This window comes from Stenotrophomonas sp. Ker107b, from assembly GCF_053847245.1.
This window is the reverse complement of sequence record NZ_JBSPHX010000001.1, coordinates 239,322-252,627: the sequence shown is the minus strand read 5'-3', so window position 1 is coordinate 252,627 and position 13,306 is coordinate 239,322. Positions and strand designations below refer to the sequence as shown.

Here is a 13,306-nt window from a genome sequence, read left to right as displayed (position 1 = left end):
AGGGGCTTGTCCACTGAGATACGGCCAAGGCGGGATCGGTTGCACGGCGCCTGGTTGCAACCGATGCAGCACTCGACGTATCCCTATGGTGATGCGTACGCCGCCGTCCTCCCCTGCTGAGTGTCTCGACGCCGACCGTGCATTGGTCGCCGCGATTCTGTCGCGGCAGCCCGGCGCGTTCGAGCAGCTGGTGCGCGAGTATCAGGGACTGTGCTGGCGTGTGGTCGACCGCATGGTCCGCCACCCTGACGACACCCGCGAGCTGTGCCAGGAAGCCTTCCTGCGCATCCATCAGACGCTGCATCAGTACCGCGGCGAAAGCGCGTTGAAATCCTGGGTGGCGCAGGTCGCCTATTCGATCGCCAAGCGCCACCTGGAACGGCGCCGCATTCCGCTGGTGGAGAACACCATGGGCGAGGACGGCACCGCATTGATCGAACAGATCGGCGATGGCATCGATCTGGAAGCACGTACCAGCGAGCAGGACATCAACGCGCACCTGCATGCGGCGATCGACGCCCTGCCGCCGCTGCAGCGCACCCTGCTCACGCTTTATCACCTGGAGGAGATCTCCATCGCCGAGATCGCCACCCTGACCGAGCTGGCCGAAGGCACCATCAAGAGCCATCTGTTCCGCAGCCGCAAGCGGTTGCGCGAACTGCTTGAATCCCGCATTGGAGTGCCCGCATGAGCAGCGCAGACGATCCCCGCATCGATCCGGAGGAATGGCAGGCCCAGGAGGATGCGCTGCGCGCCGCTCTCAGCGGCCAGCGCGCTGCGCCGGACGCCGCCGACTACCTGCGCATCGCCCAAGCGATCGCTTCCGCCCCGCAGAGTGGGCCGCCGATGCGCTTCGCCCGTGATGTCACGCTGCGCATTGCCCGGCATGACGCCGGTATGGAGCGTTGGGTGTCGCGGGTATTGCTTGCCTTGTTGGCCCTCGCCGTACTGGCCATCGGGGCGATGTTCGGCCCGGCGTGGTGGGGCGCGATCAAGCAGAGCGCCGGGCCGACCGCATCCGGCTGGCTGCTGCTGGTGGCAGGCTGCATGGGCGTGTCATGGCTGGCCGGTCACTGGCGCACACGTGTCCAGAAGCACCCAAGGGCTTCCAGCAACCGCCCTACACCACCTCCACCGAACTGCTCGCCTACATCCGCGCCGAAACGCCGGCCGACCGCCAGCAGCTGGTGACGGAGCTGTTCGAGAAAATCAGCTTCTACGACAACCGCGTCCTGACCGCGAGCGCGCAGAAGCGTGCCGATGGAACGTACGACGCCACTTTAACGCAGCGTCAGCGCGGGCCGTCGGCGAAGTCCTTGAGGATTTCGCCGACGCCGGACGGCGAGATCTCAAAGCCCAGCGAGGTGCCCGGATTGATCACCACGCCGTAGCCGCCGGGGACGCGCTTGAGCACCTCCAGCATCAGCATGCGGATCGTGTGCGGGGCCTGCTGGCTGTGGAAACCGACGCGGCTCATATCGGTGAACACGGACACATGCAACACGCCCTGCTTGTCGAACAGCAGCGGATCGAAACCGCTGCCATCCGGCGTCACCAGGCTCCCGGTGAGCAGCACCACTTCGGACGCCACGAATGCCTTCATGAACAGGCCGATCGGCAACTGACCGTCCATCGCCGTCTTGAGCAGCGTTTCGATCGGGGTCTGGGGGGCAGCGTCGTTCATGGAATGCGGGGGTATGGGTGGGGGCCGACAGTGTACCGCCGGGGCTGTCGGGAGCCGGCCAGCGGCCGGCACTACAGGCGCGGTGGACCGCCGATCAGGTAGAGGTAGAAACGCGGGTCATCGTCGGCCAGCGCGACATGCGGCAGGCCGAGACGCGGCAGGGTCCGCAGCCAGTGGGCATGCGCAGCCACGTCGCCGCGGAACACTGCGAGCAGCCATTGCCCCTCGCCGGGGCGCACCAGTGCGTTGACCACATACGCGGCCAACCCTTGCCGCCGGTACTTGGGAAGCACGAAGAGATCGGCCAGTTCAGGATAGTGGTGGCCGTCCCGTTCCACCCGGTCCACCAGCACGAAGCCGGCGAGTGCCTCGTCGACGAACAACAGCCGCGCCCACTGCGGGGCGTTGCGCAGGGAGTCCTCGACATCGCTCCGATCACAGTCGAACAGGCCGTCGGAGCGGACTTCTTCTCCGCTCCAGGCCGACGCCTCGAAGTAGTAGAACTGCATCAGATGGAACAGGCGCTCGGCGTCGTCGGGCGTCGCGGGGCGCAGGGACAGGCGTGACATGGAGAACGTACTCGAAAGGATCGCCGTGCGCGATCGCGAGCCCGATTGTAGTGCCCGGCCCACCGCGAACGGCAGACCGGGCATTCCCCGGCTACTTCGCCAGGCGTTTCGTGCGGGCCTGCTGGTCCTCCATCGCCGCCTTCAACTGTTGCTGCAGCGCGACCTGGTCGACCTGCGCATCCAGCACGAACACGCGCACACCATGCGCAGGCACCTCGGCCTTCAGTGATCCGTTGACCGTCTGGCTGGCGCCGCCCAGCGCGTCGCGCCAGGTGCCGGCCTGCAGGTAACGACGGACCTCGAGGGTCCGGGCCGCATCACCCTTGTTGAGCAGGACCAGCGCGGTCTGCGCGGTATCGCCCTGCTGCAGCACGCGGAAGAACACCGCTTCATCGCCGTGCAGGCGCTCATTGACCTGCAGCCCGCGCTGCAGGGCCGGTGTGGCCTCACGCAGTTTGGCGATCCGCTGCAGCGGCGCATAGATCGGGCTCTTCGGCGCATCATTCACGCGCGCCTGGCCGAAGTAGGCGCGGTTGCCGGCGTGCTCGGCACGGCTGCGCATGAAGCCGGTTTCCGAACCGTAATAGATCACCGGAATGCCGCGCGCGGTGAACAGCCAGTTGTGGGCGTCGATGAACCCGGCATCGGTTGCGTCCAAGCGCGCCATGTCGTGGTTGTCGTAGAAGCTCATCAGCTCGTACGGATTCGCATACGGCCCGTCGAGCAGGTGCAGCGGTTCGGCCAGGGTCTCAAAGCCCTTCTGTTCCTTGCCGAACACGGACGACAGTGCGCCGCGCAGCGGGAAGTCCAGCACGCTGACATTCGCGTTGGCCGGCCAGGTGTGCTCGGCGATCTTGCTGGCGTCGTAGTCGAACGCTTCGCCGAACATGAACATGCCGGGATGCTCGGCACGGATGCGGTTGACGAAGGCATGCCACCACGGGTGCGGCAGCCAGCCGATGGTGTCGATGCGCAGCGCATCCACGCCCTGCGCGGTCCATTGCAGGTACGCACCCACCAGGTAATCCATCACCGCCGGATTGTGCTCGTTGAAGTCGGACAGCTCGGCCAGGTTGCCGTCGAAGATCGAGCCTTGCTTGCCGTCGACGGGGCCGATGTTGTTGTAGAAGGCATGCAGCGGGTTATGCACCGGGTCCAGCTGCTGCGGCGGCAGGTTCTGGTGATCGGCGATCAATCGGCCGTCCTTGTCGAATATCTGGCCGAACTGCGGCTGCGCCACCGGCATCGTCCACGCGGGCGAGCCATGGTTGCCGACGATATCCAGCACCACCTTGAGGTCAGCGGCATGCAGGCCGCGGGTGAACGCGGCGAAGTCCAGGTCCCTGCTCGGCAGATGCTCGTCGAGCGTGTAGAAGTTGACGCCCCAGTAGCCGTGGTAGCCGGTCTTGCCGCGGTCGGTCAGCGTGCTGGTGCAGCTGATCGGCTTGCTGCCGGTGAAGGCCTGGTCGGGGTTGTCGATGATCGGGGTGATCCATACCGCACCGAAGCCCAGGTTGCGGATGTACGCGGCGTTGTCGAGCACGCCCTTGAAGTCACCGCCGAGGTAGCCGATGTTGCCATCCACCTTGTCCGGGCAGGGCACCGGGATATCGAACGTGCGATGCGCGCCGCCCTGATCGCGGTGATCGTTGGACGGATCGCCGTTGACGAAGCGGTCGGTGACCACGAAGTAGACCGCCTGGCTGGCGAACGGCTCACGCGTGCCGACATAGTCCGGGCGTTCGATGGCCAGAGCGGGACCGGCGGACAGCGCGAATGACAGGGCCAGCGACAACGACGAATACCGGGACATCAGACAACCTCCTGTTGAGATGGCACATACAGCACGCATAGACCGGCCAGCAGCAGGCTGCCGCCTCCGAGGGCGAGCACGTGCATCGGATCTCCGCCCAGCCAGGTGCGCAGCAGGAAGCCGAGCGCACTGGCCGCGACCAGCTGCGGAATCACGATGAAGAAATTGAACAGGCCCATGTAGATGCCCATCTTGGCCGCCGGCACGCTGTCGGACAGCAGCGCATACGGCAGCGACAGGATCGAGGCCCAGGCGAAGCCGACGCCGACCATGGACAGCAGCAGCCAATGCGGATCACGGATGAACAGCATCGAGATCAGCCCCAGCCCGCCCAGCCAGAGGTTGACCAGGTGGCTCCAGCGCAGGCCCAGTGCGCGCACCATCACCGGGATCAGCAGCGCGGCCAGTGCCGCGAAGCCGTTGTAGGCACCGAACAGCACGCCGACCCAGTTGGCGCCCTCGTTGTAGGCGGCAGAGCCGGTATCGGTGGAACCAAAATGGGTGCCGGCGACAGCGGCGGTGGTGTAGATCCACATCGCGAACAGCGCGAACCACGAGAAGAACTGCACCCAGGCCAGGCGACGCATGGTGCGCGGCATCGCACGCAGGTCGTCGACGATGGTGGCCAGCATGTTCGCCCCCGGCACACAGCGCGCCACACCCAGCAGCACGCCATAGGCGATGCACAGGCCAGCCAGCACATACAGCATGCGGTCACCCTGACGCGCCGCGATGGCGGCGGCCAACACGATGCCCACCGCCACCCAGCCGCCGATCTGCGCCCACGGCGGCGGTCCTGCCACGCGCGCACTCTGGTGCACCGCGGACGGCTCGGCGTCATCGAAGCTGGCCAGCTCGGCCGGCGAGTATTCCCGGGTGCTGATCACCGTCCAGGTGATCGCCGCCAGCAGCACCGCCGCGCCGAAGTAGAACGCGTAGCGCACGGTATCGGGCACCTGCCCGGCTGCCGCCGTATTGGCGACGCCGAAGTGGGCCAGGATGAAAGGCAGGAAGCTGGCGACGATCGCACCGATGCCGATGAAGAAGCTCTGCATCGCAAAGCCGGTCGGCCGTTGCCGTGGGGCCAGTTGATCGCCGACGAACGCGCGGAACGGCTCCATCGATACATTGATCGAGGCATCCAATACCCACAGCGTACCCGCGGCGATCCACAGCGTCGGCGAGTTCGGCATCACCAGCAGGGCGAGCGTGGTCAGCACCGCACCGATCATGAAGAACGGACGGCGGCGGCCCCAGCGCGTCCAGGTGCGGTCGGACAGGTAGCCGATCACCGGCTGCACCAGCAGACCGGTCAATGGCGCGGCGATCCACAGCCCAGGCACCGCGTCCATCGGCGCGCCGAGCGTTTCGAAGATGCGGCTGGCATTGGCGTTCTGCAGGGCAAAGCCGAACTGGATGCCGAGGAAGCCGAAACACATGTTCCAGATCTGCCAGAACGACAGTGTCGGTTTGGGCGACCGGCTCATCGGCGCGGCTCCGTCGAGGCCGCGACCGGCATCAGGGTCAGCGCGGATACGCGGGCCTGATTGAGCACGCCCTCACTGCCGCCCTTGCCGCCGTTGTACTGCGCGAAGTGGGTCAGCGCACTCATGTTGAAGCCCTCGTCCAACGTGATGCGGCAGGCGCGTGTCGGCAGCTCGAATTCAACCGCCGTGGAGTCCTGTTCGCCCACGCTGTGCGGCATCACGATGGGGCGGCGCTGCTCCGGTTGACCCCCGCATTGCAGCACCAGCGTCTTCACCGCTGCGGTCACACCGGTGTTGATCGGGCCGTTCGGGTTGTCGTAGCGCAGGCGTGCACGCCAGCGGCCGGCGGTCGGTGCGGTCCACTGCCAGTGCCTGTCGCCGGCCAGCACCTGCTGCGGGCCGATGCAGGTCATCGGGCTGTGCAGCGATTCCAGCGTGCCCTCCCGGCGGGTCAGGCTCAGGCAGTGACTGGCACCGTCCCTGGCAATCGTGGCGACACCCCGTGTGGGCGTCAGCGTCTGGCCGTCGCGCCACAGCACGTGCCCGGCAGGCACCGTCATCTGCCAGCCTGCCGTCGTTTCACGCGGCACCGGGGCAGCGGGGGTGGCCGGGGCGAACACCGCCGAGGGACGCAGGATGGCCGGTGATGGCGTCGCGCCCGTGGCATGCAACGGCACCAGCTGCACCGTGGTGGTGCTGCCATCGCGCTGGATGTCACCCGCCACCAGCAGCTCGCCGGCAAGCTGCTTCGGTCGCACCAGCACGTATTGCTGTCTGCCATCGTCCAGGCGGATGCGGTCATGCTCACCGAACAGCGTCGGCACCAGGGACACCGGCAGCTTCGGCGCGATGCGGCCATCGTCTTCCACGCCGAACACCCCTTCCAGGACCATCGAGAGGTACCCGGCCACCGACCACAGCTGCCGCGGCGAATTGACCACCGGGCCGCTGAGCACGCCTTCATCGACATGCACGGCCAGCGTGCGCATCTCGTAGTTTTCCATGTTGGAGCCGGCCAGCGCGGTACCGCGCATCAGCGATTCGATCTCCATGGCAATGCGCGGGGCATCATCCAACCGGCGGGCTGCCCGCAGCGAGTACGCGCTGACGAACGGCCAGATGCCGCGGTTGTGGTAGATCGGCTGCTGCGCTTCCTGCGGCCAGACGACCGGGCTGCCACCGGCCACGGCCGGGTAGTTCGCCAGCGCGCGGCGTGCGCGATCGGCCGGGAACACATCGGCCAGCACGCCCAGCGAGAGCGCGAGCAGGTCGTACTTGGCGTACGGCACCGGGTGCGCCGCCTCGCCGATGTAGCTCATGTACTGACCGGCATCCTCGCGCCAGAAGCGTGCGTCGATCTGGCGGGCCAGTGCATCGGCCCATTGGCCGTACGTGGTGGCGCGCGCGTCGCCTTGCTGGCGTGCCAGCTGCTCGGCCAGTCGAAGCGCCTGGTAATGCAGCACGTTGGTGGACAGCGCGAAGGACTCGCCGATGAAGCGCACATCCTCGCGGGTCCAGTCCGGGTAGGTCTGCTCGCGCCAATCCAGGAATGAGGTCTCGCCGCGATACAGGCCGATCCGCGCGTCGAACACCGCCTCGCGGTCCTGCGCCAGAGTCGCCTGCAGTGCCTGCCAGACCTGGTCGGCAAAGGCCGCGTCATCCAGCAGCCCGCGTGCGGCCAGGAACCACACCACGCGGTCGCTGCTGATCGGCCAGCTGCCGCCGGAGCCGGTGTCCTGCGCCACGAACACGCCGGGCGTAATCCCATCGCGCGCGGTGGACAGCTTGAACTGCAGCGACTGGCGCGTGCGCACCGGATCCAGACGCGACAGCGCCAGATCAGCGGCGAAGCTCACATCGCGGGTCCACACATAGGGCCAGCGCTCGCCGGTCTGGAAGCAGGCACAAGGAACCGCCTTGCCGTGATTGAAGGCCGGGTCGCGGATCGCCTCCACGCGGTCGGCATCCATCTCCTGCTGGGCCAGCCCGAACAGCGCATCGAACAGCACACTGCCGGTTTCGCTGCGCATCGGCTGCGCGCTGACGTGCACCTCGCCCTGCGGCGCATGCAGACGGTAGCCACCTTCAGCGGCGGTCTCGGCGCGCGCATGGCGGCCGTCGAAATCCAGGTCGGCCGCACGGGCGGTGGACCCCATCGCTGCCCCGAGGGCAACGGTCAGGCAGATCATCTTCAGCATCGAAGTGGCGAACCGGCTTGCGCCTGTTGCCTCCCTCCCCTTTGCTCGCGTTGTAGGTCCGCACCGCCTCGCGGCAATGCGCTCGCGGCCCCCCTCCCAGGGTGCCTTGGGCCCATGGTAGACGGCACGCCGCAGCCTGCATCGAGCTGCATACGTATTCATGGCCAGGGCGGTCGGCAATCGTGACGCCATCGCTATAGTCCGGGGGTGTTTTCGGCCGCCTTGGGAGGGGAAATGCCGTCACTGTCGCATCCAACAGACGGGCCTTTCGCACGTCGTCGCCTGCCCCTGCTGGGCTGGATCCTCTGCGCATTCAGCGCCACCGTCTCGGCGGAACCGGTCACCGTCGCCCGTGTCGAGTCGCCCGGCAAGGTATTGCGCGTGTCACTGCAACTGGATGGCGGCACCCCCAGCTACCGGGTTGAACGTTTCGGCGAGGCCGTGGTGGACACCTCCAAGCTCGGCTTCCAGCTGCGCGATGGCCGCCTGGACCGGGATCTTGCCGTGCTTGGCCAGCAGTCGCGCAGCGTCGATGAAACCTGGGAACAGCCTTGGGGCGAGCGCCGGCTGACCCGCAATCACTTCAACGAAGTGGTCGTGCAGCTGGCCGAACGCGGTGGCGCCAAGCGTCGCATCGATGTGGTGTTCCGGGTCTATGACGACGGCCTGGGCTTCCGCTACCACTTCCCTGAGCAGCCGGGCATGCGCGAGGCGATCATCGACGATGAGCTGACCGAGTTCGCGATCGCACCGACCTCCACCGCCTGGTGGATTCCGGCCGGTGAGCCGATTCACTACGAGTATCTCTACCAGCGCACGCCGCTGGACCAGGTGCCACTGGCACATACGCCGATGACGCTGCGCAGCCGCGATGGCCTGCATGTCGCCATCCACGAAGCCGCGCTGGTGGACTACGCCGGCATGTGGCTGCGCCGCACCGAGGGCCAGCACCTGCGCGCGCAGCTGTCGCCCTCGGCCGAGGGCTGGAAGGTGCGGCGCAGCCTGCCCTTCGATACACCGTGGCGCACACTGCAGATCAGCGACACCGCCGGCGGACTGGTTGAGTCCAGCCTGATCCTCAACCTCAACGAGCCCAACGTGCTGGGCGACGTGAGCTGGGTGAAGCCCTCCAAGTACCTGGGCGTGTGGTGGTCGATGCATCTGGATGAGGAGAGCTGGGCGACCGGCCCACGGCACGCTGCGACCACGGCCAAGACCAAGCGCGTGATCGACTTCGCCGCCCGGCATGGTTTCCGCGGCGTGCTGGTGGAAGGCTGGAATCCGGGCTGGAACGGTGACTGGGTCGGCAATGGCTACGCCTTCGATTTCACCCGGCCCACCGCGGACTTCGATATCGAGGCACTGTCGGCTTACGGCGCGAAGAAGGGCGTGCACCTGATCGGCCACCATGAAACCGGCTGCGCGATCGAACACTACGAAGATCAGCTCGGCGCGGCGCTGGATCTGTATGCGCGGCTGGGCGTGGATTCGTTCAAGAGCGGCTACGTCTGCGACGACGGCCAGGTCGACCGTCGCAACCCGGCCGGTGGCCCGCTGTGGCGCGAGTGGCACGACGGCCAGTTCATGGCCCGCCATCACCTCAAGGTGGTGCAGGAAGCAGCCAAGCGGCATATCGCGGTGAATCCGCACGAGCCTATCAAGGACACCGGCCTGCGCCGCACCTATCCAAACTGGATTACCCGGGAAGGCGCGCGTGGCATGGAGTACAACGCCTGGGGCCAGCCACCGAATCCGCCCGAGCACGAGGTCAACCTGGTGTTCACCCGGATGCTGTCCGGGCCGATGGATTACACGCCCGGCATCCTGAGCCTGAAGGGCCGCGGCGGTCAGGCGATCCCCAGCACGCTGGCTCGCCAGCTCGCGCTGTACGTGACGCTCTACAGCCCGATCCAGATGGCCGCCGACCTGCCCGAGCACTATGAGCAGCACCGTGAGGCGTTCCGTTTCATCGAAGACGTCGCGGTGGACTGGGATGACACCCGCGTGCTCAACGGCGAGGTGGGCGACTACGTGACCATCGTGCGCAAGGACCGCCACAGCCGCGACTGGTTCCTGGGCAGCATCACCGACGAACACGGCCGCGTGCTGCCCGTTTCGCTGGGCTTCCTGGAGCCGGGTGTGCGCTACCGCGCGGAGATCTACCGCGATGGCGACGGCGCCGATTTCCGCAGCAATCCCTTCGCCTTCGTGCGCGAAACCCGCGAGGTCACCAGCGCCGATGCGTGGGTGCTAAACCTGGCACCGGGTGGCGGCCAGGCGATCCGCTTTACCCCGTTGTAAGTGTCCCGCGAACGCGATAACGCACCTGTAATCGCTTCCAATGCTGCAAACGTCATTGAATACGTATGCAGGGTGATTCCCGCAGCCGATGCGCTGCCTACCATAGCCACGCAGTCAACGGCCACCGCGCCATGACGCTCCCGGGTCCTCCGGGCAACCAAAAAATCGATTGGCAACATTGCCTGGGAGGGGAAAATGTTGAACCGCAAGCGCAGCGCGCTGAGTCTCGCGCTGGCCGTCGCCCTGACGCCGTTGATGGCGTCGGCGCAGACCGCCGACCCCAGTACCACCACCACACCGACCGGCACCGCGGCAACCAATCTGGACACCGTCCAGGTCACGGGCATCCGCCGGGGCATCGAGAACGCGATCGCGATCAAGCAGGACGCCACCTCGGTGGTCGAAGCGATCTCGGCCGAGGACATCGGCAAGCTGCCGGACGTGAGCATCGCCGAATCGCTGGGCCGCCTGCCCGGTCTGGCCGCCCAGCGCGTGGCCGGGCGTGCCCAGGTGATCAGCGTGCGCGGTCTGTCGCCGGACTTCGCCACCACCCTGCTCAACGGGCGCGAAGTGGTCAGCACCGGTGACAACCGCAGCGTCGAGTTCGATCAGTACCCCTCGGAACTGGTCAACGGCGTGACCGTCTACAAGACGCCGGATGCGGCGCTGGTCGGGCAGGGCCTGTCGGGCACCATCGACATGCAGACCGTGCGCCCGCTGAGCTTCGCCGAGCGCGTGATCGCCATCAGCGGCCGCTACCAGAAGAGCTCGCTGGGCGAGGCCGCCAACGTCGATCCGTACGGCAATCGTTTCAGCGCCAGCTACATCGACCAGTTCCTCGACAACACCCTGGGCATCTCGATCGGCTACGCGCACAGCGACATGCCGATCCAGGAAAACCAGGTGGGCCTGTACGAGCCGTGGACCACCGAGCAGACCGACCAGGGCAATCGCCCCGGCCTGGCCCCGGGCACGGTGTTTTCCGATGGCATCAAGGCGCTGCGCCGCACCGGCAACAACGAGCGTGACGGCGTGATGGCCACCGTGCAGTTCCGCCCGTCGAACGTGTGGACCAGCACCCTCGATGCGTTCCACACCGAAGCCGAGCAGATCGATACTGCCAACCAGTTCGAGGTCAACCTCAGCAACTACAACGGCGGCTATACCCCGGGCCTGCTGATCACCAACCCGCAGATCAACGCCGATGGCACCTTCGCCGGCGGCGTGGCGACCGGCGTGTATCCGCTGGTGCGCGGCATGTACAACAAGCGCAAGGACAAGATCGACGCGTTCGGCTGGAACAACGAGTTCAACTTCGAACGCGTCAAGGTCGTCGCCGATGTGAACTACTCCAAGGCCACGCGCAACGAACTGAACCTGGAGAACAACCTGCAGCTCACGCCGATGCCGCAGCTGGATTCGGTCGGGGTGGCGGTCAAGCCGGACGGGTTCTCGCAGATCAGCCCGGGCCTGGACTATTCCAACCCGGACGCGCTGTTCCTGACCAACACCATCTACGGCTCCGGCTACGGCAAGGTGCCGATGGTCGAAGACCGCCTGAAGGGTGCCCGCCTGCAGGCCACCTTCGCGATGCCCGATTCGCTGCCGTGGTTCTCCGATGTGGACGTGGGCGTGAACTACGCCGACCGCCGCAAGGACAAGACCCAGGCCGAGGGCAACATCCTGCTCGGCGACCAGGGCGATGCCAACATCGCCGGTGACCTGCAGTACGCACCGGTCAACCTGGGCTTCGCCGGTATCGGCTACATCCCGGCCTGGAACGTCCCGGCTGCGGTGGACCGCTACATGGTCTTCAACCCGGTCACCAACCTGGACTACCTGATTCCCAAGGCCTGGACGGTGCAGGAAAAGACCAGCACCGCCTGGATCCGCGCCAACATCAACACCGATCTGGGCGAAGTCGGCCTGCGTGGCAATATCGGCGTGCAGATGGTACGCACCGACCAGAGCTCGCAGTCCAACTACTTCGACCGCTCGCGTCCCGATGGCCAGAACATCCTGCCGATCGATGACGGCAAGACCTACACCGATTGGCTGCCGAGCTTGAACCTGGCCTTCATGTTCCCGCACCAGCAGACGCTGCGCTTCGCCGTGGCCAAGCAGGTGGCACGCCCGCGCGTGGATCAGATGCGCGCCGGCCTGGAGTTCGGCGTGGACACCGCCACCGGCAAGCCCGGCGGCAGCGGCGGCAACCCGCTGCTGGATCCGTGGCGCGCCAATGCGATCGATCTGTCCTACGAAAAGTACTTCGGCGAAAAGGCCTACGTGGCTGCGGCGGTATTCTTCAAGGACCTGAAGTCCTACGTCTACACGCAGTCGCGCGATGATTACGACTTCAGCGACCTGCTGGCCAGCTACGTACCGCCGCCGGGCATGATCGTCCCGGTCCTGCCGACCGGTACCTTCTCGGCCCCGCAGAATGGGCAGGGTGGCAAGCTGAAGGGCCTGGAGCTGACCGCCTCGTTCCCGCTGGAGATGCTGACGGAGAGCTTGCGTGGTTTCGGCGTGCAGGCCAGTGCGACGTTCAATGACAGTGACATCAAGATCCTGGATCCGGAAAGCGCGTCCAGCGTGGGCAGCGATCCGATCAGCCTGCCGGGCCTGTCCGAGCGCGTGTACAACTTCACGGCGTACTACGAGCGCAGTGGGTTCGAGGCCCGCGTGAGCCAGCGCCGTCGTTCGGATTTCATCGGTGAAATCGGCAATTTCAACGGCAACCGGACGCTGCGTTATGTAGTCGGTGAGAACGTGACGGATGCGCAGGTCAGTTATACGTTCGCCGACAGCAGCAGTCTGCATGGGCTGACGCTATTGCTGCAGGGAAGCAATCTGACCAACGAGCCGTATCGCACTTACGCTGGCACGACGGATCGTCCGTTGGAGTACGTGGAGTGGGGCCGCACGTACATGCTGGGCGTGAACTACAAGTTCTGATGTTGCTCTTGTCAGCCACTTAGTGGCGAAATCGAGAACCCGCTGCTTGTGCAGCGGGTTTTTTGTTGGCTTCTCTCTGACTCTGAAGAGCGTCAGCGCCGGCTGTCCGTGGGCTGGTCGGGGGTGTGTGGGTTCGCGGGACGCGCCGTAAACCCATCCTTGGGGGCTCGTGAGCCGCATCCATGCGGCACAACGGTCCCGCCAACCCACACACCCCCGCCCTTCGACAGTGGGTTGGCGGCCGTGGGAGTGCAATGCAATGCAATGCAAAGAAACGCAACGCAACGCAACGCAACGCA

Annotated in this window: 9 protein-coding genes and 1 pseudogene; 5 read left to right on the top strand and 5 right to left on the bottom strand. The window is 66.2% G+C overall.

Going from position 1 to position 13,306, the window contains the following annotated elements:
* Positions 1-91: 91 nt before the first annotated feature.
* The 3 genes and pseudogenes from ACWV8V_RS01335 to ACWV8V_RS01325 form a co-directional block, all read left to right on the top strand.
* Positions 92-691 (top strand): RNA polymerase sigma factor, encoded by a 600-nt coding sequence (locus ACWV8V_RS01335; RefSeq protein ID WP_455899590.1) that lies wholly within the window; start codon positions 92-94, stop codon positions 689-691.
* On the top strand, positions 688-1,191 hold the full coding sequence (locus ACWV8V_RS01330) for a hypothetical protein (protein ID WP_455899636.1): 504 nt from the start codon (positions 688-690) through the stop codon (positions 1,189-1,191). Before ACWV8V_RS01335 ends, ACWV8V_RS01330 begins: the two co-directional genes overlap by 4 nt.
* Positions 1,101-1,283 (top strand): annotated as a pseudogene (locus tag ACWV8V_RS01325) (hypothetical protein); the annotation flags it as partial. The gene ACWV8V_RS01330 and the pseudogene ACWV8V_RS01325, both read left to right, overlap by 91 nt.
* An 8-nt stretch (positions 1,284-1,291) precedes the next feature.
* Here the strand turns inward: ACWV8V_RS01325 and ACWV8V_RS01320 are convergent.
* From ACWV8V_RS01320 to ACWV8V_RS01300, 5 genes are all read right to left on the bottom strand, one after another.
* A complete protein-coding gene (locus ACWV8V_RS01320; RefSeq protein ID WP_121043258.1) occupies positions 1,292-1,684 on the bottom strand; it encodes an SseB family protein in 393 nt (130 codons plus the stop codon).
* Between the two features lie 71 nt (positions 1,685-1,755).
* Positions 1,756-2,253 (bottom strand): GNAT family N-acetyltransferase, encoded by a 498-nt coding sequence (locus ACWV8V_RS01315; RefSeq protein WP_455898740.1) that lies wholly within the window; start codon positions 2,251-2,253, stop codon positions 1,756-1,758.
* A 91-nt stretch (positions 2,254-2,344) separates the two neighbouring features.
* A complete protein-coding gene (locus tag ACWV8V_RS01310; RefSeq protein WP_455898739.1) occupies positions 2,345-4,066 on the bottom strand; it encodes an alpha-amylase family glycosyl hydrolase in 1,722 nt (573 codons plus the stop codon).
* The gene (locus ACWV8V_RS01305; RefSeq protein WP_259261304.1) at positions 4,066-5,553 is read right to left on the bottom strand and encodes an MFS transporter; all 1,488 of its coding nucleotides are present in this window, start codon (positions 5,551-5,553) and stop codon (positions 4,066-4,068) included. Before ACWV8V_RS01305 ends, ACWV8V_RS01310 begins: the two co-directional genes overlap by 1 nt.
* Positions 5,550-7,751: a Six-hairpin glycosidase-like protein gene (locus tag ACWV8V_RS01300; protein ID WP_455898738.1), complete on the bottom strand. Its 2,202-nt coding sequence runs from the start codon at positions 7,749-7,751 to the stop codon at positions 5,550-5,552. Before ACWV8V_RS01300 ends, ACWV8V_RS01305 begins: the two co-directional genes overlap by 4 nt.
* 234 nt (positions 7,752-7,985) lie before the next feature.
* Between ACWV8V_RS01300 and ACWV8V_RS01295 the strand changes: the two genes are divergently transcribed.
* Both ACWV8V_RS01295 and ACWV8V_RS01290 read left to right on the top strand, forming a co-directional pair.
* A complete protein-coding gene (locus ACWV8V_RS01295; RefSeq protein WP_455898737.1) occupies positions 7,986-10,052 on the top strand; it encodes a glycoside hydrolase family 97 protein in 2,067 nt (688 codons plus the stop codon).
* 195 nt (positions 10,053-10,247) lie between these two features.
* Complete coding sequence (locus tag ACWV8V_RS01290; RefSeq protein ID WP_455898736.1) at positions 10,248-13,007, top strand: TonB-dependent receptor; 2,760 nt, start codon at positions 10,248-10,250, stop codon at positions 13,005-13,007.
* The last annotated feature ends 299 nt before the right edge of the window (positions 13,008-13,306 follow it).